This is a genomic window from Micromonospora sp. NPDC005710, from assembly GCF_040630995.1.
In the GTDB taxonomy this organism is placed as follows: domain Bacteria; phylum Actinomycetota; class Actinomycetes; order Mycobacteriales; family Micromonosporaceae; genus Micromonospora.
On record NZ_JBEXYP010000023.1, the window covers coordinates 42,768 to 66,482 of the forward strand.

Consider the following 23,715-nt stretch of genomic DNA (forward strand, 5'->3'; position numbering starts at 1 on the left):
CGGGGGATCTGGCGACTCGCCCACCGGGCCGGTCGCGCCCGGCAAGCATGGGGGCATGGACGCCCTGCTCGACCTCCTCCGTGGGACGGTCACGTCGCCGTGGGTCTACCTGGTGATCTTCGGGCTGACCGCTGTCGACGCGTTCTTCCCCGCCGTGCCGGGCGAGGCGGCCGTGATCACCGCCGGGGTGCTCTCGGCGAGTGGGGGGCACCCCAGCCTGACGCTGGTGATCGTCAGCGCCGCCATCGGCGCGCTCGTCGGCGACCACGTCTCGTACGCCATCGGGCAGGGCGGGGGTGCCCGCAAGCTGGCCCGACTCCCCGACGGCAGCCGTCGCCGAGCCAGCTCGGAGTGGGCCCGCCGGGCCGTCGACCGGCGCGGCGGAATGATCCTGACCACCAGCCGGTACGTGCCGGGCGGCCGGACCGCCGTCACCCTCACCATGGGCGCGGTGCGCTATCCCCGCCGGGCGTTCCTGCTGTACGACAGCATCGGCGCCAGCACCTGGGCGCTGTACTGCGGGTTGCTCGGCTACTTCGGCGGGCTGGCGTTCGAACGTGACCCGGTCAAGGGCGTGCTGGTGGGCGTGGGGGTCTCGGTGATCGTCACGTTCGGTCTGGAGGGAATCCGGTGGCTACGCCGCCAGGCACACCGCCGCGCCGCCCGACGCTGACGCCCGGACCTGTCACAACAGGTCGGCGTCGTGCACCAGGATGGCCACCTGCACCCGGTTGCCAACGTGGAGTTTCGCCAGTGCCCTGCTGACGTGGGCCTTGACGGTGGCCTCGCTCATCGTCAGCCGCCGGCCGATCTCCGCGTTGCCGTGCCCGCGCGCCACCTCCCGGACGATCGCCAACTCCCGCTCGGTGAGCGGTGCGAGCCGTTCCCGGGCCGCGTCCCGGCGGGCCGGGCCACGCTCGGCGAACGAGCTGATCAGGCGGCGGGTCACCGTCGGAGCGAGCATCGCGTTTCCGGCGGCCACCGTCCGCACGGCGGCGGCCAACTCGCGGGGCGGGGTGTCCTTGAGCAGGAAACCGACAGCGCCGCCCCGCAGCGCCCGGTGCACGTACTCGTCCAGGTCGAAGGTGGTCAACATGATCACTTTTGGGCCGGCGGCGACCACATCGGGCGCGACGGTCAGCCCGTCGACGCCCGGCATCCGCACGTCGAGCAGCACCACGTCGGGGCGTAACCGCTGGGCCTGCTCCAACGCGCCGACGCCGTCCGCCGCCTCACCCACGACGGCGATGTCGTCCGCCGCCTCGAGGATCAGCCGCAGCCCGGCCCGGACCAACTGCTCGTCGTCGACCACCACCACCCTGATCACGCCGTACCCACCAGCGGGATCAGCGCCCGGACCAGGAAGCCGCCGTCCACCGGGGTCGCCTCCAACCGGCCGCCCAGCAGTTCCACCCGCTCCCGCAGCCCGAGCAGCCCCTGCCCGGCACCGGGCAGCGCCGACCCGGCAGCGGACGGGCCGTTGCGGACCAGCACCTCCACCCCGTCGGGCAGGTAGCGCAGGCAGACAGTCGTCTCGGCGTCGGCAGCGTGCTTGCGCACGTTCGTCAGCGCCTCCCGAACAACCCGGTACGCGGTCCGCCCCACCGTCGCCGGTAGTACCGTCGGCACGCCCTCGTCCTGCCGGGACACCCGCAGCCCGGCGGCGCGGGACTCCCCGATCAACTCGTCCAACGTGTCGACCCCTCGCTCCGGCGTCCGAGTCGCGCCGGACTGACGCAGCACACCCAGGACCTCGCGTAGATCGGTGAGCGCCTGCCGACCGGTCGTCCGGATCAGCGCGGCGGCCTCGACTGTCGCCGGGTCCTCGGCGGTCACCTCCAGCGCCCCGGCGTGCACCACCATCAGCGAGACCCGGTGCGCCACCACGTCGTGCATCTCCCGGGCGATCCGGGTCCGCTCCTCGGCGCGGACCCGGTCGGCGCGGGCCTCCTGCTCGCGTTCCAGCCGCTCAGCCCGGTCTCGCAGCGCGGCCAGCGTGTCCTGGCGGGCCCGCACCCACAGGCCGAGGACCAACGGGAGCCCCACCAGACAGGCGGCGAGCAGCAACACGTTGCCGGTGGTGGCGGTGGTGATCCGGCGTACGCCACCCACGGCCAGCCCGACCAGCACGCCGCCGGTGAGCACCAGGGCGGCCCCGGCGAGGAAACCGGCCAGTTGGCGACCACGCAGCCGCAGACCCGCCTGGTACGAGGCAAGCACGCCGGCAGCCGCCGCGGCGAGCACCAACCAGCCGACCGTCGCGGCCAGGAACAACGGCCAGCGACGGGTACGAACGGTGCCGGCGGCCCACGCCGAGCCCAGCGCAATCGGCAGGACCACAGCGCCCGACAGCGGCGAGCGGACCCCGATGTCACCCGTCGCGCTGGCCAAGACGGCAGCGGCGACGACGGCGGCGAGCAGCAGCGGGGCGTACCGCTTGACGACCCGCCGCAGGACGGCGGCGCTGGAGGCCACTCAGCGAGCCTAGGGCTTCACGCACGGATCGGGCCGCCCGCGCGCCGCCGGACCGGGGCGCAGTGGGGGAAGACCCCTAGCTGGCCTCGGGGACGGTCGCTACCTAAGTAGCGGCGCCCACCTGACCACTGGCCGATGTCCTCCGCGCCCGGCCCGACCAGCATCGGGATCATGGATCTGCTCGACCTGCTGCACGACACGATGTCCTCACCCTGGGTGTACCTGGCGATCTTCGCGATCGCCGTGCTCGACGGCTTCTTCCCGGTGGTGCCGAGCGAGACGGCGGTGATCACCGCAGGGGTGTTCGCGGCATCCGGAGCGCCGTACCTGCCGGCGGTGATCCTGGTGGCCGCCGCCGGGGCGCTTGTCGGTGACCACATCTCGTACGCCTTTGGGCGGGGCGGCGGCACCCGGCTTCTGGACCGGCTGCCGCCGGACGGTCGACGGCGAGCCGCCATCGACCGGGCCCGCCGGGGGATCGCCACCCGGGGCGGTCTGATCCTCACCGTGGCCCGCTATGTTCCGGGCGGCCGGACCGCTGTCACGCTCACCATGGGCGCGGTGCGCTATCCCCGGCGACGGTTCCTGGTTTTCGACGCGTTGGCAGCCAGTTCGTGGGGGCTCTACTCGGCGCTCGTCGGCTACCTCGGTGGGTTGGCCTTCGAGCAGGACCCCCTGCGTGGTCTCCTGCTCGGTCTGGGCCTCGCCCTGACGGTGACAGTTGTTGTCGAGGTGGTCCGGTGGCTTCGCCACCGCCGTCGTGCGGTACGAGCCGGCGAGCCGGGCAGGGATGCCATCGCCGGCCAGGCGGTCAGTCGACCGGTGGACGCCAGGTGACGCCGTGCAGCAGTTGGGCGGCACCGAGCCAGGCCACGTTCATCATCCGGGTGGCAGTCTTCTCCGGGTCGGCGTCCGGGTGGTCGGCGAGCCAGTCGGCAAGTGACTCGGTCGCGCCGACCAGGGCGTACGCGACGACCTCCAGGTCGACGGCGGCGATCTCCCGGCCTTCGGCGCGCAGGGCGTGGTCGAGCATCCCGGCCACCACCTCGACCAGCCGGGCCCGCATGGTGGCCAGTTCCCCGGCGAACGGCTGCTCTCCCCGGGCCTGCCGGTAGAGCACCGCCCAGCCGTCCCGGTAGGCGCCCACGAAGCCGAAGAACGCCCGCAACCCGCGCCAGAGCCGCTCGTCGGCCGGCAGGTCGGGGGCCGCAGCCCCGGCGATGGCCTGCATCATCCGGGTGCCCTCCCGGTGCAGGCAGGCGACGAAAAGCTCCTCCTTGGTGCCGAGGTAGGCGTACACCATTGGTTTGGAGATGCCGGCGTCCTCGGCGATCTCGTCCATGCTGGCGGCGTGGAAGCCACGTCGGGAGAAGACCTTGACGGCCGCGTCGAGCATCTGCTGCTCGCGGACGGCACGCGGCAGGCGCTTGAAGGCGGGGACGCTGGACACCTTGCGAGCATACCTACTCGTGCGTAGGGTTACGCGCGAGTAGCCAATCTTCCGGAAGGCGCACCTGATGACTGAATTCGACCCGGCCACCTTCGCCAACGTGGGTCCCAAGGAGTTCGCCCAGCTGGTCAAGTCCACTCCGGACGACAAGATCGCCCAGGTGATGTCCGGCGACCTGCGCGGCAAGGTCCTGGGCGAGGTGTTCGGTCGGATGCCGTCGCTGTTCCGCGCGGACCGGGCCGGTTCCACGAACGCGGTCATCCACTGGATCATCACCGGTCGCCCCGACGGCGGCAGCGACACCTACGAGGTGGCCATCGCCGACGGCACCTGCGTCGTCAACGAGACCCCGCAGCACGACCCGAAGCTGAGCCTCACCATGGGCCCGGTCGAGTTCCTGAAGATCGTGTCCGGTGGCGCCAACCCGGTGATGATGTTCATGACCGGCAAGCTGAAGGCGAAGGGTGACCTCGGGCTCGCCGCCAACATCGCCAACCTGTTCGACATCCCCAAGGCCTGACATGGCCGAGTTCTCGCTCGACCTGAACGAGGAACAGCGGGATCTACGCGACTGGGTGCACGGCTTCGCCGCCGAGGTCGTGCGCCCAGCCGCCGCCGAGTGGGACGAACGCGAGGACACCCCCTGGCCGGTGATCCAGGAAGCCGCCAAGGTCGGCCTCTACGGCTTCGAATTCCTCGCCACCTGCTGGGCCGACCCGACCGGCCTCTCCCTGCCGATCGCCAGCGAAGAACTCTTCTGGGGTGACGCCGGCATCGGCCTGAGCATCTTCGGCACCGCCCTCGCCGTCGCCGCCATCTACGGCGCCGGCACCCCCGACCAGATGGTCGAGTGGGTCCCCCAGTGCTTCGGCGACGTCGACTCGCCGGCCGTCGCCGCCTTCTGCACCAGCGAGCCGGAAGCCGGCTCCGACGTCGGCGCGATGCGCACCCGGGCCGTCTACGACGAGGCCACCGACGAATGGGTGCTCACCGGCCAGAAGGCGTACGCCACGAACGGCGGCATCGCCGGAGTGCACGTGGTCACCGCGTCCGTCGACCCCACCCTCGGCTCCCGTGGTCAGGCCGCGTTCGTCGTACCGCCGGGCACGCCCGGCCTGGTCGCCACCCGCAAGCTGCGCAAACTCGGCCTCCGCGCGTCCCACACCGCCGACGTCTTCCTCGACGGGGTACGCGTACCAGGCCGCTGCCTGCTCGGCGGACGGGACGCCCTGCAGGAACGCCTCGACCGGGCCCGCTCCGGTCAGCGGGCCACCGGACAGGCCGCCATGCGCACCTTCGAACTGTCCCGGCCCACCGTCGGCGCCCAGGCGCTCGGCGTGGCCCGGGCCGCCTACGAGTACGCGCTGGACTACGCGAAGGACCGGGTCCAGTTCGGCCGTCCGATCATCGAGAACCAGGCTGTCGCGTTCGCGCTTGCCGACATGCGGATGGAGATCGACGCCGCGCGGCTGCTCGTCTGGCGCGCCTCGTGGATGGGTCGCAACAACCGCCCGTTCACCGCCGGCGAAGGGTCGATGTCCAAGCTCAAGGCCGGCGAGGTGGCGGTGTCGGTCACCGAGAAGGCAGTGCAGCTGCTCGGCGGGGCCGGCTTCCTACGTGACCACCCGGTCGAGCGCTGGTACCGGGACGCCAAGATCTACACCATCTTCGAGGGCACCTCGGAGATCCAACGACTGGTCATCTCCCGGGCGATCTCCGGGATGCAGATCCGCTGACCGCCGTCGGCCCGACCCCGTCGTGACGGGTCGGGCCGACGGCGGCCCGGATTCCACGATCTGTGCCGTCTTCGTCACCCCACGCCGACGCCAACTGGGCCTCCAGCCGCACCCAGTGCATGATCAAGGAAGGAAGCCCTGATGGGCGGGGATCCGGTCGCCCCGTCCGCGCACCACCCGAGGAGGTCTGCGGCATGGACCTGCCGTTCGTCGTCACCACGCTGACCCGTCGCGGGCTGCTCACCCCCGGCAGCCCGATCCGGGTCGCCTCGCAGCTCAACGCGTTGCGAACGTGGGGGTGGAGCCTGGCAGGCGAGCTACGCCAGGCAGCCGCCCGGGACCCGGGCCGCCCCGCCGTCATCGACGAGAACGGCGTCGAACTGACCTACCACGACCTGCTCGACCGGGCCGAACGGATGGCCCGCTCCATGCGGGCCGGGCTCGGCGTACAGGCAGGTGACCGGATCGGCGTGCTCTGCCGCAACCACCACGGGCTGATCGAGACGATCGTCGCCGCCACCCTGCTCGGCGTCGACGCGGTCCTCGTCAACACCGGGCTCAGCGCCGCCCAACTGGGCACCGTCGCCGAGGAACAGCGGCTACGGCTCCTGGTGCACGACGACGAATTCGCCGAACGGGTCCTCGGCCTCCCCGCCGAACTGCCCCGACTAGACGAACGCGCCCGCGAGGAACTGGTGGCCGGGGCGCTGCCAGGTGACCTGCACCCGCCGGAGCGCGACAGCCGCATCATCGTGCTCACCTCCGGCACCACAGGTACGCCGAAAGGCGCCCGCCGGCCAACGCCAGGCGGCTTCGGCCCACTGGTGTCCATCATCGACCGGATCCCCCTGCACGCCCGGGACCGGGTGATGATCGCCGCACCGATCTTCCACACCTGGGGTCTCGCCGCCCTCCAGGTCTGCCTGGCGCTACGAGCCACAGTCGTGCTGCACCGCCGCTTCGACCCGACCGCAACCCTCGCCGCCCTGACCGCGCACCGATGCGACGCGCTCTTCGCCGTACCGGTGATGCTGCAACGACTGCTGGAGGTGCCCCCGCCCGACCCGCGCCCCTCGCTGAAGGTCGTCGCGGTCAGCGGCTCCGCCCTGCCCGGCGGGCTGGCTCCCACGTTCATGGACGTCTACGGCGACGTCCTCTACAACCTCTACGGGTCCACCGAGGTGTCCTGGGCCTCCATCGCCGGCCCACCAGAGCTGCGGCAGGCACCCACCACCGCTGGGCGTGCACCACACGGCACCCGGCTGGAACTCCTCGACGACGATGGCCAGCCCGTACCCGACGGACGGGTCGGGCGGATCTTCGTCGGCAACGAGATGCTCTTCGAGGGCTACACCTCAGGTGCCAGCCGGGAAACCCGCGACGGCCTGCTCGACACCGGCGACCTCGGCCGGCTCAACGCCGACGGCCTGCTGTTCGTCGACGGCCGAGCCGACGACATGATCGTCTCCGGTGGCGAGAACGTCTTCCCGTCCGAGGTGGAAGACCTCCTCGCGCAACTGCCACAGGTACGCGAGGCCGCCGTGATCGGCGTACCCGACCCCGAGTACGGCCAGCGCCTGTCCGCGTTCCTCGCCCTGCACCCCGGCGAGACACTCGACCCCGAGGCGGTCCGCGAGTACGTCCGGCACTTCCTGGCCAGGTTCAGCGTCCCCCGGGACGTGATCTTCGTGAAGTACCTGCCCCGCAACGCCACCGGCAAGGTGCTCGCCCGCGAACTCCGCCGCTACTACGGCTGACGGTGGCGAGGCCCGCGGTTGCGCTGCCCGCCGCCGAGTTCAGCCGGGGATCGTGATGCGATCCTCGATCGCGGCGGCGGCGATGTCGGTACGGTGCTGCGAGCCGGCCAACTCCACCCCGTCCACCAGCGCGTACGCGGCGTCCCGCGCGGCGGCCAAATCGGCGCCGGTCGCCGTACCGCAGAGGACCCGGCCACCGGCGGAGAGCAACGCGCCGTCGCCGGCCCGGCGGGCGGTGCCCGCGTGGATGATGCCCGGGCCCTCCGCGCCGGTGATCACGTCGCCGGTACGCGGCGCGGCCGGGTAACCAGCGGAGGCGAGCACCACAGTCACGGCACTGCCGTCCCGCCACCGCAGCGGCGGGTGCTCGGCCAACGATCCGGTGGCCGCCGCGTGCAGCAACCCACCCAGCGGAGTCTCCAGCAGCGCCAGCACCACCTGCGTCTCCGGGTCACCGAAGCGCGCGTTGAACTCGATCACCCGAGGGCCGGCCGCCGTGATCGCGAGCCCGACGTAGAGCAGCCCGGCGAACGGGGTACCCCGACGACGCATCTCCGCGAGCGTCGGGTGCACCACGTCGCGCATCACATCGTCGACCAGGCCGGACGGGGTCCAGGCCAGCGGCGCGTACGCCCCCATGCCACCGGTGTTCGGCCCGGTGTCGCCGTCACCGAGCCGCTTGAAATCCTGCGCCGGCACCAACGGCAACGCCGCCTCGCCATCGGTGACCACGAAGAGACTGACCTCCGGGCCGTCGAGGAACTCCTCGACCACCACCCGTCCACACTCGGCGGCGTGCGCCAACGCGGCGGCCCGGTCGTCGGTCACCACCACGCCCTTACCGGCGGCCAGACCGTCGTCCTTCACCACGTACGGCGCGCCGAACTCGTCAAGCGCGCGACCGGTGCTCTCCTCGTCCGTGCAGACGTACGCCCTGGCGGTCGGCACACCGGCGGCGGTCATCACGTCCTTGGCGAACGCCTTGGAGCCCTCCAACTGGGCGGCCGCTCCGGACGGGCCGAACACGGCGATGCCCTTGGCCCGCACCGCGTCCGCGACCCCGGCGACGAGCGGCGCCTCGGGCCCGACCACCACCAGGTCGGCAGCCAACTCCACTGCCAACGCCGCCACCGCGGCCGGGTCCGTCGGACTCACTGTCCGCAGCTCAGCCAGCGACGCGATCCCCGGATTACCCGGCGCGGCAACAAGCGCGGAAACCCGCGAATCTGCCACCAACCCGAGCGCGAGCGCATGCTCCCGCCCGCCACCACCCACCAAAAGAACCCGCACAACCCGAGATCCTACTGTCCCCCCGCCACCCCCCGTTGATCATGAGGTTGACGAGCCCGTGGATCACTGAATGACCCGCCAACCTCATGATCAACGGGATTGAAGGGCTGTGATCGCCTGGCGGACCGTTTCGGGGATGTAGTTCGGGTGGAGGGTGTCCTGCCAGGTGAAGCGGAGGATGGTCCAGCCGGCGTTCACCAGGCGATTTTGGCGACGGCGGTCGGCGAACACGGCTTCCGGGGTGCCGTGTGGGTCCCGGCCGTCCGCCTCGGCGATCAGTCGTGGGCCGCGCCAGCCCAGGTCGCCGATGCCCAGCAAATAGCCGTCGTCGTCGCGTACTTCCAGCTGCAACGCATCGGGCGGGACTCCCCCGTCAACGCATCGCAGCCGAGTGCGGGTCTCCAGAGGAGACTGGGCCCGACCATCCGCCTCAGCAAGGTAACCCCGTGCTGCGACCGCCCCGCGTCGACCGCGGATCAGCGCCGGAATGGTGGCGAGGCATTCAGGCGCGAGCAGCTTCCGATTGAGGGCCGAATCGAGCAACGAAACCGCCGGGTACCGGCGCTCCCGCAGGATGACCTCGGAGACGGTCACTAGTGGGTCGGTAGCCCTGATCCCGTTCACCTGGACCACAGTGCCCACCGGGTGTTCGAGCTGATGCAGCACGATTGCGGAATCCGATACCCGCGCCAGCCTTGCCGCCCTGCCCGGCAGCGCCACGTGTATCTCGTCCCGACGCGGCAGTCCGGCGATGCCGTACAGCTCAGCCGCAGTGCCGAACACCGCGTGAGCCGCCGGGCCCAACGAGAGCACCGCAGCACGAATGCGACACCGACGAGCGGCTGGTTCGCCGTCCGGACCGCGCGTCAGATAGACCGCTCGAGCGAGTGGCCGCCAACGGCCCACGGCCACCAGGTAATCGATGTCGTGCCGGCTGAAGCCGGCCTTCAGCGCCTGCGCTCGGGTGATCAGGTCATCCTGGGCGGCAGCAATCGAGCGAACAAGCTCTGCGCGATCCACAGAGCCCACGCTTGCCGCTCCACCAACCAATCACCAGCCCTGTGGATAACCCTGTGGACGACGACATCCACCACCTCAGTGATCATGAGGTTGACAGGCTTCTGAAGATCGAATACCACGCCAACCTCATGATCAACCGAGGCTGGGCTGGGGGTGGGGTGGGTTTTAGGGGAGGAGGGGGTGGAGGTGGACGTTTTCTTCTCGGCCTGGGCCTACGCCTACGACGCTCACCCTCGTGTTGCAGAGTTCTTCGACCCGCGCGATGTAGCGGCGGGCGTTTTCCGGGAGGTCGTCGATGCTGCGGGCCTTCGTGATGTCCTCCCACCAGCCGTCGAGTTCCTCGAAGACCGGCGTGGCGTGGTGGAAGTCCGTCTGGCTCATCGGCATGTCGTCGACCCGGACGCCGTTGATCTCGTAGCCGACGCAGATCGGCACCTTGGGCAGGCCCGTGAGGACGTCCAGCTTGGTGATGACCAGGTCGGTGACACCGTTGAGGCGGCAGGCGTACCGGGCGACCACCGCGTCGAACCAGCCGCACCGGCGCTCCCGCCCGGTGGTGGTGCCGTACTCCGCACCGATCTTGCGCAGGTGGTCACCGTTGGCGTCGAACAGTTCGGTCGGGAACGGCCCGGCGCCGACCCGGGTGGTGTACGCCTTGCTCACCGCGATGACCTTGTTGATCGCGGTCGGCGGGATGCCCGCGCCCACGCAGGCACCACCGGCGGTCGGGTTGGACGAGGTCACGAACGGGTAGGTGCCGTGGTCCATGTCGAGCATGGTGGCCTGGGCGCCTTCCAGCAGCACCGTCTCGCCACGGTCCAGCGCGTCCCAGAGCATCGCCCGGGTCTCCGCGATGTACGGCTTGAGCCGCTCCGCGTACGCCAGGTACTCCTCGACTGTCGCCTCGAGGTCGATCGCCTTGCGGTTGTAGACCTTGAACAGGATCTGGTTCTTTTCGCGCAGCGCGAGTTCCAGCTTCTTGCGCAGGATGCCCGGGTCCAGCAGGTCCTGGAGTCGGATGCCGATGCGGGCGACCTTGTCCCCGTACGCCGGGCCGATGCCTCGGCCGGTGGTGCCGATCCGGGACGAGCCGAGGTAGCGCTCGATGACCCGGTCCAGCGCCCGGTGGTGCGGCATGATCAGGTGCGCGTCACCGGAGATCCGCAGCCGGGAGACGTCCACGCCCCGCTCGGCCAGTCCGTCGATCTCGGCGAGCAGCACCTTCGGGTCGACCACCACACCGTTGCCGATGACGATCATCGCGTTCGGTGAGAGCGCGCCGGACGGCATCAGGTGCAGCGCGTATTTCTGGCCGTCCGGGGTGATCACCGTGTGTCCGGCGTTGTTGCCGCCGGAGTAGCGCACGACGTAGTCGACCCGCTCACCCAGCAGGTCGGTAACCTTGCCCTTGCCCTCGTCGCCCCACTGAGCGCCGAGGAGCACGATCGCTGGCATCTTTTCCGCCTCCAGAAGGCTCGGGTGCCAGGTGGCGACCGCTCGGCGAGCCCGGGGTGTCAGGTTAACAAGTAATGACGGCGTGGCCGGCAGGGGTCGCGTCGAGAGGCAGGAGGCTCCTTCCGTGTACGACGTGGTGCTGCTCACCCTCGGCTCGGAGCGGGACGCTTCCGGGGGCTGTGGCAGCGGCGGGGCCTGCTGCGGCGGCGCGACCGGGGCCGACGCCGCCCCGACGAACCAGACCGACACCGACCAGGTCGGCACGGGTCAGACCGACACCGACCAGGTCAGCGGTCGCCAGGCCGAGACCGAGCAGTGCGCGACGGAGCGTCCACGGGTGCCGGTGCTGGCCTGCGCCGACGCGTTGATCGCCCGGGGGGCCCGGGTGGAGACGGTCACCGCCCGTTCCGACGCGGAGATCGACGCGGTGTTGGCCCGGCTCGACGGCCCGGCCCGCCCGGACGGCCTCACCTGGCCGGACCCGGACAGCAAGACCCGGCTGGTCGTCGCGACCGCCAGCGACGGGCAGTTGCGCGCCGTGCTGCGCCGGCTGGTCAAGCGGTACGCCCCGGCGCCGAGCAAGCGCCCGGACGATCTGGCCGGCGACCGGACGCTGCCCGACCTGCCGCCGGTGGCCGTACTCCCGCTCGATCCGGCTCGTGGTGGCCCCCACCGAGACCTGGCCGCGCAGCTCGGGTTGCCCCGCGACCCGGTGGCGGTGGCCACCGCAGTGCTCGACGGCACTCCGCGCCGGCTGGACCTGCTGCGCAACGACGGCGGGTCGGTGACTCTGGACGGCGCGCTCCTCGGCGCTGCCGACGACGCCGGCCGGCCGTTGCACTGGCGCGCCCGGGTGGAGGTCGACGACACGATCCTCACCGACGGTGCGGAACTGCTGCTGGCCTGCGCGGTCGGCAACGCCGGCGGGTACGCCACGCTCGACGACGTGGCGCTGCTGACCGCGCCCGACCCGACCGACGGCCAGGTCGAGGTGGCGGTGGCAGTGCCGGTGGTGGTCCGTTCGGCATGGGGGCGTAAGCGGGTACGCCTCGAAGTTCGGCGGGCCCGTGGGCGGGCGGTGTCGGTGCTGCCCAGGGAGGGCAAGGTGCCGTACCTCGACGATGGTGTCGAGGGCCAACTGACCCGCAAGCGTTCGTGGTGGATCGAGCCGGGCGCGTGGGCGGTCTGGTCGATCTGACGTCGCCGCACGGATCGGCCAACCTGCCTGCGCCGATCGGCCCTGCTGGGCGATTGGGCCTATCCTCGCAGGAGGACTGGGGAGGGCCGTAATGGACGAGAACGCCGACCGGGCGCAGGTGCCCGGCCAGCAGCCGGTGCCGGAGCGGGACGTCGAACCACTCTGGCCACCAGATCCGGGCGACCGGGGGGCGGTGCCGCCCTGGGCCGCGGTCGCCGAGCAGCGGGGTGGGCCGTCGCCGGTGACCCCGCCGGTCACGCCACCGGTGGCCGCGCCGCCGATCGGTCGACCGCCGGTTCCCGGTCAGCCCGGCGCTCCGGCCCTGTCGCCGCCCTCGCCGTCGGACTACCCGTCGCTCACCGGCGCCGTCCCGGCGCCCGGGGGTTGGGGGGCGGGCGGCCCGTCCGGCTCGGGTTGGGCGCCGGCGCAGCCGAGTTGGCCACCACCGTCCGATCCGGCCGCCGGGTCACCACCGCCCGCGCCGCCCGCGACAGCTGCTCAGCCGGCGAGTGGCCCTGGGAGCAACGGCGGGCCGGGCGTCGCCGCTGCCCCACCGCACACCACCGTCACGCCGCAGGGCGGGCGGCCCGCCGCGGGTGACGCGGCCAGCCAGGTCGGCGACGCGACGCGGGTCCAGCCCGTCGGCAGGGGCCCGATCGCACCGCCGATCACCCCGGGCGGCGTGGACCTGGATCTGCCGTTCACCCTGGATCAGGCCACCGCGGCCGCCGATCGCCCCACCGCAGCGGCAGCCACCGACCGGCCCACGACGCCCGCAGCCACCGACCGGGCCGCAGCCGTCGACCGGTCCACCCCGGCCGCCACGGCGTCCGCCGTCAGCCCGAGCGCCACCGACAACCCGACGGCCGCCGGCCCCGCGCCAACGGATTCCGCGGCGACCGGCCCTGCGGTGACCGTTCCCGCGCCGCAGCCTGGTGGTGCGGCCCAGCAGGCCGAAGGGCCGACACCGCCGGTCGAGGGATCAGCGCCGCAGGCTGGTGGGCCCGGTGAGGACGGGCCGGCGCGGCCGATCGCCGAGTCGCCGTGGGCATACCCGCCGCAACGTCCGGCCGGAGCGGCCGCACCCGCTCAGGACGAGGCCGCCGTGACGCCTCCGATCCCGCCGCCGCCAGTCGTTCCGCACGTCGGTCCCGCGCAGGCGCACCCCGGGCAGCCGTTCACCCCGGCCGTCCCCGGCCAGGCCGGTCCGGCACAGATTCCGCCGCCGCCCGACCTGACGCAGTTCAGTCCGCCGCCGCCCGTCCCACCCGCACCGCAGCAGACTCCTCAGCAGACTGGGTCGGCGACCCCGCCTCCCGGGCCGTTCCCGCCCTCGCCGGGTTGGTACCCGCCGCCCTGGCAGCAGGGTTCTCCCGGTGGCACGCCTGGTCAGCCGTACCAGGAGGCCGCCGGGGTCACCCGGGTGCCGGCCCCCGCCTATCCGGACGCGACCGCGTACCCGGACGCGAGTTGGGCACCGGACGAGACCGTCGCGCCGACCGCCGAGGACTTCGCCCGACGCCGTCAGGTTCGGCCCGCGGACCCGGTGGCGACGATGGGCGTCCGCGCGGTGGTCAACAAGATGGGTCTGCTCCGGCTCTCGCCGGGGCGGCACGAGCAGGAGCTCAAGCGGGACATCGAGATGGTGCGCCGCAACTTCGGCGGTCTGCGGCAGGTGACTGTCGTCAACCCGAAGGGTGGTGCCGGCAAGACGGTGGCCATCCTGCTGCTCGCCATGACGTTCGGCCAGAAGCGTGGCGGCTACGTGCTGGCCTGGGACAACAACGAAACCCAGGGCACCCTCGGGATGCGCGCCCAACAGGACTTCCACTCCCGCACCGTGCGGGACATGCTTCGTGACCTGGGGCAGTTCCAGGGCGCGCACGGGCGGGTCGGCGACCTGTCGCAGTACGTCCGCTCGCAGGGCGAGGGGATGTTCGACGTCCTGGCGTCGGACGAGTCGGCCACCGGTGGCGAGATGTTGACCGCTGCCGCGTTCGCCGAGATTCGCGAGGTGGTCAGCCGGTTCTACAAGTTGATCTTCGTGGACACCGGGAACAACGTCCGGGCGCAGAACTGGCAGGCGTCGATGGACGCCACCGACCAGTTGGTGGTCACCATGTCGGCCCGTAACGACTCCGCCGAGACCGCCGCCCGGATGCTCGACCACCTGGAGCAGAGCGGCCGGCAACGGCTGGTCCGGCAGGCCGTGACAGTGGTGTCGATGCCGCCGTCCCGCAAGGAGATCGACCTACCGGCCATCCAGGAGCACTTCGCGGCCCGCACCCGGGCGGTGCTGCTGGCCCCGTACGAGCGGCTCATCGACAGTGGTGAGCCGATCCGGTACGGCGGGCTCTCCTCGGCCACCCGGGATGCCTGGCTGAAGATCGCCGCCGCGGTCGCCGAAGGCCTGTAACCCGCCGGCGGCCGGCCCGGTGTCGGGCCGGCCGCCGGGGGCGGGGTCAGTTGCTGGCCAGCGCATCCGCCGCTGCCGGGTCGCAGTCGCGCAGGAACTGGGCGCAGCGGGCCGCCTCGTCGGCCTCGCCGATCTCGCCGGCGGCGCGGGACAGCACGTACAGGCAGCGGAGGAAGCCCTGGTTGGGCTCGTGTGACCACGGCACCGGGCCGTGCCCCTTCCACCCACTGCGGCGCAGCTGGTCGAGGCCCCGGTGGTAGCCGGTGCGGGCGTACGCGTACGCCGTCACCACCTGGCCCTGCGCGAACGCCCGCGCCGCGAGCTCCGCCCAGGCGGCACTGTAGGTCGGGAAGCCGGCCGCCACATTGGCGTACGCCTCGTCGGTGCCGGCCTCGTCGGCGGCGGCCAGGGCGGCGTCGGCCTCGTCGTTCACGGGCAGGCGGGTGGCCGGTGGCTCTGGCAAAAGGTTCTGCATCGCCCCATTCAACCCGCTGGACGGGGTGAGACGCGAGCGGGTCGGCCGACGTGTCCCGCTGAACGGCTGAGGAGTTGGTCACGCCTGCGGCCTATGCCGCCGCCAGGTGTTTTCCACTACAACTGATAGTCCGGAGCCTCCCCAGGAACCGGTTAAGCAGGAGCCCGGTGGCCACGACCACCGGGCTCCTGCCGGTTCCGGCCCGGCCCGAGGTTTGGCCGGCCCGGGCGGACGGGCAGGATGGCCGGGTGCCGACCCCACCTCCCGCGGACGTCATCGAGCCGCACCTGCACGCCGGTGAGATCCAGACCCGGGCCGAATTCGATCGACAGCTGACCACCGGTCGGCTGACCGGCCTGACAGTGCAGGGCCTGCGGCTCGACCTGGCGCCGGTGCCCGACCTGACCGACGTCGACGTCGTCGGCACCCTCTTCGTCGGTTGCCGGTTCGCGTCCCGGGACGTGGGCGCCGACCTGGTCCGGCGCGGCGCGAACGTGGTGCCGCCGTTCTCGGGACTGCCGTACCCGACCCAGCCGACGCACCTTTACACGCCGGAGGACCTGGCCGCCGGGTTCGTCGAGGGCGGGTTCACCGGGATGTACGACACCCGGGTGTACGACCACTACCGGGCGCACGGCGGCGCGTTGCCGGACGTCAAGGAGGCGCTGGGTCAGCGGCTGCACGACCACGGCGTGGACAACGCGCTGGCCGACGCCACCCGGGTCTGGCTGGCGGCGTACGGGCCGCAGTCGGTGGTGGGCATCATGGGCGGGCACGCCGTGCGGCGCGGCAGTCCCGCGTACCGGATGGCGGCCGTGCTGGGGTGGGAGCTGGCGCGGGCCGACCGGCTGGTGGTGACCGGCGGCGGGCCCGGGGTGATGGAGGCCGCGAACCTCGGCGCCTACCTGGCGGACCGTCCGGCGACGGATGTGACGGCGGCGATCGACCTGCTGGCCACCGCCCCCGACTTCACCGACCACCACAGGTACACGGCCGCGGCACTGACGGTGCGGCAGCGGTACGCGGGGGTGCCCCGGCAACGCGGCGACGATCTGGGTTGGGCGCGTGCTGGTGGCCTGGCCATTCCGACCTGGTTGTACGGGCACGAGCCGGCGAACCTGTTCGCCGGGCGGATCGCGAAGTACTTCTCGAACGCGATCCGGGAGGACACCATCCTGCGTCTCGCCCGGGGCGGCATCGTCTTCGCGCCGGGACGGGCGGGCACTGTGCAGGAGGTGTTCCAGGCGGCCACCAAGACCTACTACGGCACGGACGGCGCCAGTGGGGCGTACATCTTCCTGGACCGCGCCTACTGGACCGAGGAGTTGCCGGTGGAGGCGCTGTTGCGCCCGCTGCTGGCCGCGTCCCCGTTCGGTGACCTGGCGTCGACGATCCATCTCACCGACGACGTGCGCGAGGCCGTCCGCCTGCTGACGGCCTGACGACGACGGCCGGCTCCCCGTGCGGGAAGCCGGCCGTTGCTGAGTACGTCGTTACTTGGTCATCGTGGTGCCGGTGGAGCGCAGGTCCTCGCAGGCCTGGACGACACGGGCGGCCAGGCCGGCCTCGGCGGCCTTGCCCCAGGCGCGCGGGTCGTACTGCTTCTTGTTGCCGACCTCGCCGTCGATCTTCAGCACGCCGTCGTAGTTGCGGAGCATGTGCTCCACGACGGGGCGGGTGAAGGCGTACTGGGTGTCGGTGTCGATGTTCATCTTCACCACGCCGTAGTCGAGCGCCTCACGGATCTCGCTCAGCAGGGAGCCCGAACCGCCGTGGAAGACCAGGCTGAGCGGCTTGTCCTTGCCGTACTTGGCGCCGACGGCGTCCTGGATCTGCTTGAGGATCTCCGGACGCAGCTTGACGTTGCCCGGCTTGTAGACGCCGTGCACGTTGCCGAAGGTGAGCGCCGCCATGTAGCGGCCCTTCTCGCCGAGGCCGAGCGCCTCGACCATGGCCAGACCGTCATCGGTGGTGGTGTAGAGCTTGTCGTTGATGGCGTTCTCGACGCCGTCCTCCTCGCCACCGACGACGCCGACCTCGATCTCAAGGACGATCTTGGCCTTGGCGGCCTGGTCGAGCAGCTGCGCGGCGATCTCGAGGTTCTCCGCGACCGGCACGGCCGAGCCGTCCCACATGTGCGACTGGTAGAGCGGCTCCTCGCCGCGCTTCACCCGCTCCTGCGAGATGGCCATCAGCGGACGCACGAACCCGTCCAGCTTGTCCTTCGGGCAGTGGTCGGTGTGCAGGGCGATGTTCACCGAGTACTTCTTGGCCACCTCGTGCGCGTACGCGGCGAACGCCACCGCGCCGGTGACCATGTCCTTGATCGACGGGCCGGAGAGGTATTCGGCACCACCGGTGGAGACCTGGACGATGCCGTCGCTCTCCGCGTCGGCGAAGCCCTTGAGCGCCGCGTTGAGCGTCTGGGAGGAGGTCACGTTGATCGCGGGGTACGCGTACCGGCCATCCTTGGCGCGGTCCAGCATCTCCGCGTAGGCCTCGGGGGAAGCGATGGGCATGTGATGTGCTCCTTACTTACCACTCTCGGCCGTGCTGGCCGCTGCTCTTCATGTGTGCGCCGGACCGCGCTGTCCTCCGCCGGAAGTATCCCGTAGGTGAGGTGCGCCGGAACAACCGACCCGGGTGCCGGCCGTTCACCGACGGTCCAGGTTGTCCGGCACGATGACGCTTATCAACCAGGTCACCACGGTCATCACGATGGCTCCCCAGAACGCCGGCCAGAATCCGTCCACCTGGAACGGCAGATCGAGGCCGCGGGCGATCCGGTCGGTGAGCAGGAACAGCAACGCGTTGACCACGAGCGCGAACAGGCCCAGGGTCAGCAGGTAGAACACGCAGCCGACGACTCGGATCACCGGCTTGAGCACCGCGTTGATCACACCGAAGATCAGTGCCACCACGATCAGGGTGAGCACCGTGTTGCCACCCGAGCGGCCGTGCACGTCCACCCCGGGCACGATCAGCGTGGTTATCCACAACGCGACGGCGGTGATCGCCAGTCTGATGAGGAAGCCCACGGCACCATCCTGGCACCGGGTCGCGTCGCCGAGGGCTGATTCGGCCTACTCCGCTTCCGGGCGGCGCGCCCGCCCGACCCGTACGGTGGGTGGGACCGTGCCCCGAGACCCCCGGGAGGAACCATGGGTCAGCCCGACGAGGACTTCACCCCCGGCGACCACCTCACGCCCGACGAACGCGACAGCGAGGCGAACCCGGCGGACGCTGTCGAGCAGGCCACCGTCGCCGCCCCCGCCGATGTCGACAGTGAGCCGCACCGTGGCCTGGAGGTCGGCGACTGGGACGCGATGGAGCAGGCCCGGGTGGTCACCGGGGACGAGGACGAGTACCGCTGATCCCGCTGCCGGGCCGGCTGCCCGTTGCGTCAGAGGTGTTCAGCCGTTCGGGTCATTGGACAGATATCGATCCGTAGGGGTTACCGGAGACCTCGTGGCCTCCCTAGGTTGGACGAGCGCCACAGGTACCCCCACCGGAGGAACCCATGTTCAAGCACTCGCTCCGCTGGCTGACCGGGCTCGGCGCGGTAGGCGCGCTGGTCGCCCTCTCCGCCGGGCCCGCTGTCGCCGCGACCACTGTCGAGCCCTACTTCCAGAACGCCACACTGGCCGTCGGTGGCACGCCGACCACCCGCGCTCTGTTCCTGTACGCCGACGAGCCGACGGTCCTCACCGACGTCTCCGTGCGGTACGACTACCGCTCCCTGGCCAGCAAGATCACCGTGGCCCCCGCCGACGGCCAGCAGTGCTCCGCACCGGAGCCGGGCGTCCTCGTCTGTGCGGAGCCCAAGGACGTCGTCCTGCAGGAGGTGCCGCCGGTCGGCAGCGGCACCTACCGCAACGCGACCGGGCAGGTGCGCCTCGGCCTCACCGACGACGCGCAGCTCGGTGACTCCGGGGACATCGCCGTCAGCTTCCAGGCGGCTGGCGGTCGGCGCGGCGACTACACCTCGCACGTCCGGGTCGGCGAGGGGGTCGACCTGGCCGGCGGCCCGTTCACGAACCTGTCCGCGAAGCCTGGTGGAAAGTTCACGGTGCCGCTGGCCGTGGCCAACGCCGGCGACACGGCGGTCAACGGGTTCGTCGCGGTCTTCGATCTCAGCTACTCGATCCGCGCCACGGACCGGTTCAGCAACTGCCTCTACGCCGACGACCACCTGGTCTCCTGCCAGTTCGACGAGGACATCCCGGTGGGCACCGGGCTGGTCGCCGCGCTGAACCTCGAACTCGCCACTGACACCTACGCGCCGACGAACCAGTCCGGCTACGCCCAGTTCATGACCGTTGCCGACTTCGAGGACCTGACCCGGGTACGGGCCGCCGTCGGCACCCGGGCGGCCACCCCCGGCAGCGGTCCGAAACTGACTCTGACCCAGGCACCCGGCCGGATGCGGAAGGCCGCCCAGACCGACGTCAACCCGGGCAACGATCACACCGGATGGATCGTCAAGACCACCGGTACGAACGGCACCGACCTCGCGGCGATCGGCGCCACGCTCAAGGGCAGGACCGGCGCCGTCGTCACGGCGACCGTCGGTTTCCGGAACAACGGCCCGGCGACGCTCGACCGGACGAACGGGGACTTCGAGGCCGCCACCCACACCGACGTCGAGCTGCCGCCGGGCACCACCGCCGTCGAGGTCCCCGACACCTGCCAGTTGCGGCAGGGCACCCGCACCTACCTGTGCGCCTCGGGGATGCTGCTGGTGGCCGGGCAGAGCTACACCTCGACGTTCCGGCTCCGCATCGACAAGGTCATCCCCAACGCCCGAGGTGCGGTGCGGGTCAACGCGCCGTGCGAGTGCCCGGCCGGCGGCAGCTTCCGCGACGACATCAAACCGGCCAACGACAAGGCCACCATCGTGGTCAACTCGGCCCAGAGCGGCGGTGGCCAGGATGACGGTGAGGGTGGCGGTGGCGGCGGTTCGCTGCCCATCACCGGCGCTCCCACCACAGCGATCGCCGGCATCGGCGCCCTGCTGCTCGTCACCGGTGCGGGCTGCTACCTGTTCGCCCGACGCCCGAGCAGCCGGACCGTCGCCTGACCCGTCCCGGCCCGACCGATGCCCCGCCGACCCGTACCTGGCCGGCGGGGCATCGTCGTCATGTGCACCAGCAGGACGGTGTCCGCCAACAGGTACGACAGTTTCTTGGCCGAAGCCGTCCACACCCGTGCGGGAGCGGACCGGCTGAACGTTGCGGTGACTCTGATCAACCTTTCGGCTGGTCTTGATCGATGAGGGGCGGCGGGGGCGGCGGGCAACCTTAGTGATTCCTTAAGATCCGCAGGCTCCACCTGATTCCCCAACTGGAGGAACCTCCTCATGCTCACCCACTCCGCCCGGCGGTGGCTCGCCGGCCTGGGCGTTGCAGGCGCGTTCGTCGCCGCCTCCGCCAGCCCGGCCGTCGCCGCCGAGGCCCCATTCGAGATCGCCACGCACGATCTGCTGCTCGCACCCGGCCACATTGGCTACGGCTGGCTCTACGCCCAGCCCACCGACACCGAGTCCGAGCCGAAGTTCGGCCAAACCTCAATCGACATCGACCTGTCGGCGGTCGCGGCGTTCGCCACCGTTGAGCCGATGTGGGGCTGGACGTGCGAGGCGACGCCGGCCAAGCTGCACTGCGAAGCTGACATCGAGGACGGCCAATCGCCCGACTTCGATTACCAGGTCTATGGCAAGGAGGACGCGAAGCCGGGGCAGAAGGGCGCTCTCGCGATCAGCATGACCTCCGGCGGCAAGACGGCCAAGGCGACGGCCGACATCACCGTCGCCGAGGGCGTTGACCTCGTGAGCGACCCGACCGTCGAGGCCGATGGCGCTCCAGGTGGCAACGCGCTCCTGCCGGGCGTGGTGCGCAACGCCGGTGAGACTCCCGTCGAGGGTGCCGTCCTCGTCGTCCAGGCCCAGTACCTGACCCCCTACGGCGGAAACTTCTCCAACTGCAAGACCGACGACTGGGGCTCGGTCGCCTTCTGCACATTCGACACGAAGATCGAGCCGGGCAAGTCGTACAAGCTCTCCGAGAATCTGCCGATCAAGGTGACCTCCGAGGCACGCACCGGCGCCGAACTCCCGGTCGCGCTCGACTGGTGGACCATTGACGACTGGGACCTGGCGTTCAAGGACTGGTTCCTGGACGACGTCAAGCCCGGCACGGGCGAGAAGCTGCGGCTGGTTGAGTCCGCCTCTGCGGCCCGGGTGCCGCAGACCGAGCTGGACCACATGAATAACACCACCATCGGGACCGTCCGGGTGACCGGTGACAACCACGCCGACCTGGCCACAAAGGCCACCGCCACGAGTGGCAAGAAGGGCGATGTGGTCACCGTCGCGCCGGGCTTCACAAATCTTGGGCCGGCTGTGCTCGAGTACCTGGGCCAGGGCACGCCGGGTATCCGCCTCGAGGACCTGCCGGTCCGGGTGTCCATCCCGGCCGACACGACTGTGGTCGAGGCTCCCTTCGACTGCGTGCCGTTCACCCCGGAGAAGGAGTGGGACCCGTGGAACGCTGGCTGGGGTGAGCCGGGTGCCAAGGAATACGCCTGCCAGGTCCTCGAGACCCCGAACGACAAGGACTACGAGTCCCTATACGAGTTCGCGCTCCGCATCGATAAGGTCGTCCCAGACACGGCGGGTGCCTTCACCACCGCGCTGATCGGTGACCCGAACAAGAGCAACGACACCGCGAAGATCGTCATCAACCCGACCTCCCCGGACGGCGGTAACGGCGGTGGCGGTGACGGCGGCTCGCTGCCGATCACCGGTCAGTCCACCGGCCTGATCGCCGGCCTCGGCGCGCTGCTGCTCGCCGCGGGTGTCGGCGGCTACCTGGTGGCCAAGCGCCGCCGGACCCGCTTCGTCGCCTGACCCACCCCGCACCACCGGTGCCCCGTCGACCACCACGGTCGGCGGGGCACCGTCGTTGGGCCCCACGGCGCGGGCGGGTGGTGACGGGCCGGTCCGGCGCGGCCGGGGCCTCGGGCTTCGGTACCCTTTGTGGCCGTGGACACAGCTGAGAAGACCCGCGCCCTCCTGGAGAGCGTCGCTTTGAACCCGCTCGATCCCAAGGATCTGTTGCAGACCTTCGGGCTGATCGGCGTGTGGGTGATCCTCTTCGCCGAGACCGGCCTGCTGGTGGGGTTCTTCTTCCCCGGTGACTCGCTGCTGTTCCTCGCCGGGGTCGCCTCGTCACCGGTCGCGGACGCGATCTTCGGTGACGGCACCCGCCTCTCCCTCGCCGGCCTGCTGATCGGTGGGCCGATCTGCGCGATCCTCGGCGCCCAACTGGGGCACTGGCTGGGCGCGCGGTACGGCCGGCCGATGTTCGAGCGGCCGAACTCGCGGCTCTTCAAGAAGGAGTACGTCGAGAAGGCCGAGTACTACTTCCAGAAGTTCGGCCCGGCGAAGGCAGTCGTGCTGGCGCGCTTCATTCCGATCGTCCGGACGTTCCTCAACCCGGTCGCGGGTGCGCTCGGCATGCCGGCCCGGAAGTTCCTGCTCTGGAACATCGTCGGCGCGGTGCTCTGGGTGGACGGCATCCTGCTGATCGGCTACCTGCTGGCCGAGCAGATCTACCAGGCCATCGGCGACAAGATCGACCACTACATCCTGCCGGTGGTGGCCCTGATCATCCTGATCTCGGTGCTGCCGATCTTCGTCGAGTTCCTGCGCGACAGGCGGGCTCGTAAGCGCGGCGAGGCGGTAGCGGTGGTCGCGGCGGCCAGTGCCGCCGGCGCGGTGGAGGCCGCCCGCGAGGCGTTCGACCACGACCGCCACGAGCACGGCCGTCAGCGTCCGGAGCACGGTCAGGACCGTTGAGGGGTACGACGACGGCCGGCCCCCTGGTGAGGGGGTCGGCCGTCGGCATGTCGAACCCGGCCTCCGGTGGTGCGACCGGGGACGAGCAGGTGTCAACCACCGGTGGCGCCACCCCTGGCTCGCCACCGGACGTCGCCCCGGCTCGGGACGACGTGTGTGCCTACGTCAGCGGGCCTTCTTGGTGGCTCGCTTACGCGGCGGGGTCAGCAGGTCAGCGATCGTCGCGATCGCACTCGGGACCAGGCTGTAGTACGCCCAGACACCGCGCTTCTCCCGCTGCAACAAGCCGGCCTCGGTGAGGATACGCAGGTGATGACTGACCGTCGGCTGAGAGAGGCCGAGCGGCGCCGTCAGGTCACAGACGCACGCCTCGCCCTCGGGGGCCGACTGGATCAGGCTGAGCAGCCGCAACCGAGCAGGATCAGCAAGGGCCTTGAGGACCCCGGCGAGACGCTCGGCATCGGCACGTTCGATCGGCTCGCCGTTTAGCGGCGAGATCTGAGGCATAGTCATTTCGGCCAACGCAGTTCCCACGTATTCCATCCTTCCACCAGCAGCATCGATCCGCCTGCATATCAGCAGATC

The 23,715-nt window shown here is 71.0% G+C and carries 22 protein-coding genes; 12 read left to right on the forward strand and 10 right to left on the reverse strand.

Annotated elements, in window-relative coordinates; genetic code table 11:
• Nucleotides 1-55 precede the first annotated feature (55 nt).
• On the forward strand, nucleotides 56-673 hold the full coding sequence (locus tag ABZ406_RS25710) for a DedA family protein (protein ID WP_357766524.1): 618 nt from the start codon (nucleotides 56-58) through the stop codon (nucleotides 671-673).
• Nucleotides 674-685: 12 nt separating this feature from the next.
• Here the strand turns inward: ABZ406_RS25710 and ABZ406_RS25715 are convergent, their stop codons facing one another.
• Together ABZ406_RS25715 and ABZ406_RS25720 are read right to left on the reverse strand one after the other, a co-directional pair.
• Nucleotides 686-1,327, reverse strand: a complete 642-nt coding sequence (locus ABZ406_RS25715; RefSeq protein ID WP_357766527.1) for a response regulator transcription factor — start codon at nucleotides 1,325-1,327, stop codon at nucleotides 686-688.
• Complete coding sequence (locus ABZ406_RS25720; protein WP_357766530.1) at nucleotides 1,324-2,475, reverse strand: histidine kinase; 1,152 nt, start codon at nucleotides 2,473-2,475, stop codon at nucleotides 1,324-1,326. The genes ABZ406_RS25715 and ABZ406_RS25720 overlap by 4 nt, the downstream gene beginning before the upstream one ends.
• Before the next feature lie 168 nt (nucleotides 2,476-2,643).
• On the opposite strand from ABZ406_RS25720, the gene ABZ406_RS25725 reads away from it, so the two are divergent.
• The gene (locus ABZ406_RS25725; protein ID WP_357766670.1) at nucleotides 2,644-3,312 is read left to right on the forward strand and encodes a DedA family protein; all 669 of its coding nucleotides are present in this window, start codon (nucleotides 2,644-2,646) and stop codon (nucleotides 3,310-3,312) included.
• Here the strand turns inward: ABZ406_RS25725 and ABZ406_RS25730 are convergent.
• Nucleotides 3,287-3,925: a TetR/AcrR family transcriptional regulator gene (locus tag ABZ406_RS25730; RefSeq protein WP_357766532.1), complete on the reverse strand. Its 639-nt coding sequence runs from the start codon at nucleotides 3,923-3,925 to the stop codon at nucleotides 3,287-3,289. The genes ABZ406_RS25725 and ABZ406_RS25730 overlap by 26 nt on opposite strands.
• A 67-nt stretch (nucleotides 3,926-3,992) precedes the next feature.
• Here ABZ406_RS25730 and ABZ406_RS25735 point away from each other — a divergent pair, with 67 nt between their 5' ends.
• The 3 genes from ABZ406_RS25735 to ABZ406_RS25745 all read left to right on the forward strand — a co-directional run bounded on the left by ABZ406_RS25735 (nucleotide 3,993) and on the right by ABZ406_RS25745 (nucleotide 7,418).
• On the forward strand, nucleotides 3,993-4,445 hold the full coding sequence (locus tag ABZ406_RS25735) for an SCP2 sterol-binding domain-containing protein (protein WP_357766535.1): 453 nt from the start codon (nucleotides 3,993-3,995) through the stop codon (nucleotides 4,443-4,445).
• Nucleotide 4,446: 1 nt separating this feature from the next.
• The gene (locus tag ABZ406_RS25740) at nucleotides 4,447-5,661 is read left to right on the forward strand and encodes an acyl-CoA dehydrogenase family protein (RefSeq protein WP_357766539.1); all 1,215 of its coding nucleotides are present in this window, start codon (nucleotides 4,447-4,449) and stop codon (nucleotides 5,659-5,661) included.
• Between the two features lie 194 nt (nucleotides 5,662-5,855).
• Entirely contained in the window at nucleotides 5,856-7,418 is a 1,563-nt protein-coding gene (locus tag ABZ406_RS25745; protein WP_357766542.1) for an AMP-binding protein, read from the forward strand.
• A gap of 39 nt (nucleotides 7,419-7,457) precedes the next feature.
• Here the strand turns inward: ABZ406_RS25745 and purD are convergent, their stop codons facing one another.
• From purD to ABZ406_RS25760, 3 genes are all read right to left on the reverse strand, one after another.
• The gene (gene purD / locus ABZ406_RS25750) at nucleotides 7,458-8,708 is read right to left on the reverse strand and encodes a phosphoribosylamine--glycine ligase (protein ID WP_357766545.1); all 1,251 of its coding nucleotides are present in this window, start codon (nucleotides 8,706-8,708) and stop codon (nucleotides 7,458-7,460) included.
• A gap of 90 nt (nucleotides 8,709-8,798) precedes the next feature.
• Nucleotides 8,799-9,728, reverse strand: a complete 930-nt coding sequence (locus tag ABZ406_RS25755) for a type IV toxin-antitoxin system AbiEi family antitoxin domain-containing protein (protein WP_357766548.1) — start codon at nucleotides 9,726-9,728, stop codon at nucleotides 8,799-8,801.
• A 165-nt stretch (nucleotides 9,729-9,893) separates the two neighbouring features.
• Nucleotides 9,894-11,183 (reverse strand): adenylosuccinate synthase, encoded by a 1,290-nt coding sequence (locus ABZ406_RS25760; protein ID WP_357766552.1) that lies wholly within the window; start codon nucleotides 11,181-11,183, stop codon nucleotides 9,894-9,896.
• A 124-nt stretch (nucleotides 11,184-11,307) separates the two neighbouring features.
• On the opposite strand from ABZ406_RS25760, the gene ABZ406_RS25765 reads away from it, so the two are divergent.
• Nucleotides 11,308-12,381 (forward strand): hypothetical protein, encoded by a 1,074-nt coding sequence (locus ABZ406_RS25765; protein WP_357766555.1) that lies wholly within the window; start codon nucleotides 11,308-11,310, stop codon nucleotides 12,379-12,381.
• A 655-nt stretch (nucleotides 12,382-13,036) separates the two neighbouring features.
• Entirely contained in the window at nucleotides 13,037-14,797 is a 1,761-nt protein-coding gene (locus ABZ406_RS25770) for a chromosome partitioning protein (RefSeq protein ID WP_357766673.1), read from the forward strand.
• 46 nt (nucleotides 14,798-14,843) lie between these two features.
• Here the strand turns inward: ABZ406_RS25770 and ABZ406_RS25775 are convergent, their stop codons facing one another.
• Complete coding sequence (locus tag ABZ406_RS25775) at nucleotides 14,844-15,272, reverse strand: DUF3151 domain-containing protein (RefSeq protein WP_357766558.1); 429 nt, start codon at nucleotides 15,270-15,272, stop codon at nucleotides 14,844-14,846.
• Nucleotides 15,273-15,520: 248 nt separating this feature from the next.
• Here ABZ406_RS25775 and ABZ406_RS25780 point away from each other — a divergent pair, with 248 nt between their 5' ends.
• On the forward strand, nucleotides 15,521-16,714 hold the full coding sequence (locus ABZ406_RS25780) for a hypothetical protein (RefSeq protein ID WP_357766676.1): 1,194 nt from the start codon (nucleotides 15,521-15,523) through the stop codon (nucleotides 16,712-16,714).
• 51 nt (nucleotides 16,715-16,765) lie between these two features.
• On the opposite strand, the gene fbaA is transcribed toward ABZ406_RS25780, so the two are convergent.
• Nucleotides 16,766-17,791 (reverse strand): class II fructose-bisphosphate aldolase, encoded by a 1,026-nt coding sequence (gene fbaA / locus ABZ406_RS25785; protein ID WP_357766561.1) that lies wholly within the window; start codon nucleotides 17,789-17,791, stop codon nucleotides 16,766-16,768.
• A 135-nt stretch (nucleotides 17,792-17,926) separates the two neighbouring features.
• Nucleotides 17,927-18,310 (reverse strand): phage holin family protein, encoded by a 384-nt coding sequence (locus ABZ406_RS25790; RefSeq protein WP_030491363.1) that lies wholly within the window; start codon nucleotides 18,308-18,310, stop codon nucleotides 17,927-17,929.
• A gap of 123 nt (nucleotides 18,311-18,433) precedes the next feature.
• Here ABZ406_RS25790 and ABZ406_RS25795 point away from each other — a divergent pair, with 123 nt between their 5' ends.
• The 4 genes from ABZ406_RS25795 (at nucleotide 18,434) to ABZ406_RS25810 (ending at nucleotide 23,130) form a co-directional block, all read left to right on the forward strand.
• The gene (locus tag ABZ406_RS25795) at nucleotides 18,434-18,646 is read left to right on the forward strand and encodes a hypothetical protein (RefSeq protein WP_357766565.1); all 213 of its coding nucleotides are present in this window, start codon (nucleotides 18,434-18,436) and stop codon (nucleotides 18,644-18,646) included.
• 146 nt (nucleotides 18,647-18,792) lie between these two features.
• A complete protein-coding gene (locus ABZ406_RS25800) occupies nucleotides 18,793-20,352 on the forward strand; it encodes an LPXTG cell wall anchor domain-containing protein (RefSeq protein WP_357766568.1) in 1,560 nt (519 codons plus the stop codon).
• A gap of 279 nt (nucleotides 20,353-20,631) precedes the next feature.
• On the forward strand, nucleotides 20,632-22,179 hold the full coding sequence (locus ABZ406_RS25805) for an LPXTG cell wall anchor domain-containing protein (RefSeq protein ID WP_357766571.1): 1,548 nt from the start codon (nucleotides 20,632-20,634) through the stop codon (nucleotides 22,177-22,179).
• 129 nt (nucleotides 22,180-22,308) lie between these two features.
• Nucleotides 22,309-23,130, forward strand: a complete 822-nt coding sequence (locus ABZ406_RS25810; protein WP_357766574.1) for a DedA family protein — start codon at nucleotides 22,309-22,311, stop codon at nucleotides 23,128-23,130.
• Nucleotides 23,131-23,295: 165 nt separating this feature from the next.
• Here the strand turns inward: ABZ406_RS25810 and ABZ406_RS25815 are convergent, their stop codons facing one another.
• Complete coding sequence (locus tag ABZ406_RS25815) at nucleotides 23,296-23,673, reverse strand: metalloregulator ArsR/SmtB family transcription factor (RefSeq protein WP_030332125.1); 378 nt, start codon at nucleotides 23,671-23,673, stop codon at nucleotides 23,296-23,298.
• Nucleotides 23,674-23,715: the final 42 nt, after the last annotated feature.

What these genes read in the sequence shown, in the direction of transcription:
- ABZ406_RS25795 (WP_357766565.1), top strand. Translation starts at nt 18,434, where the DNA reads ATGGGTCAGCCCGACGAGGACTTCACCCCCGGCGACCACCTCACGCCC.
- ABZ406_RS25815 (WP_030332125.1), bottom strand. Translation starts at nt 23,673, where the DNA reads ATGGAATACGTGGGAACTGCGTTGGCCGAAATGACTATGCCTCAGATC.
- fbaA (WP_357766561.1), bottom strand. Translation starts at nt 17,791, where the DNA reads ATGCCCATCGCTTCCCCCGAGGCCTACGCGGAGATGCTGGACCGCGCC.
- ABZ406_RS25710 (WP_357766524.1), top strand. Translation starts at nt 56, where the DNA reads ATGGACGCCCTGCTCGACCTCCTCCGTGGGACGGTCACGTCGCCGTGG.
- ABZ406_RS25800 (WP_357766568.1), top strand. Translation starts at nt 18,793, where the DNA reads ATGTTCAAGCACTCGCTCCGCTGGCTGACCGGGCTCGGCGCGGTAGGC.
- ABZ406_RS25805 (WP_357766571.1), top strand. Translation starts at nt 20,632, where the DNA reads ATGCTCACCCACTCCGCCCGGCGGTGGCTCGCCGGCCTGGGCGTTGCA.
- ABZ406_RS25745 (WP_357766542.1), top strand. Translation starts at nt 5,856, where the DNA reads ATGGACCTGCCGTTCGTCGTCACCACGCTGACCCGTCGCGGGCTGCTC.
- ABZ406_RS25740 (WP_357766539.1), top strand. Translation starts at nt 4,447, where the DNA reads ATGGCCGAGTTCTCGCTCGACCTGAACGAGGAACAGCGGGATCTACGC.
- ABZ406_RS25775 (WP_357766558.1), bottom strand. Translation starts at nt 15,272, where the DNA reads ATGCAGAACCTTTTGCCAGAGCCACCGGCCACCCGCCTGCCCGTGAAC.
- ABZ406_RS25735 (WP_357766535.1), top strand. Translation starts at nt 3,993, where the DNA reads ATGACTGAATTCGACCCGGCCACCTTCGCCAACGTGGGTCCCAAGGAG.
- ABZ406_RS25760 (WP_357766552.1), bottom strand. Translation starts at nt 11,183, where the DNA reads ATGCCAGCGATCGTGCTCCTCGGCGCTCAGTGGGGCGACGAGGGCAAG.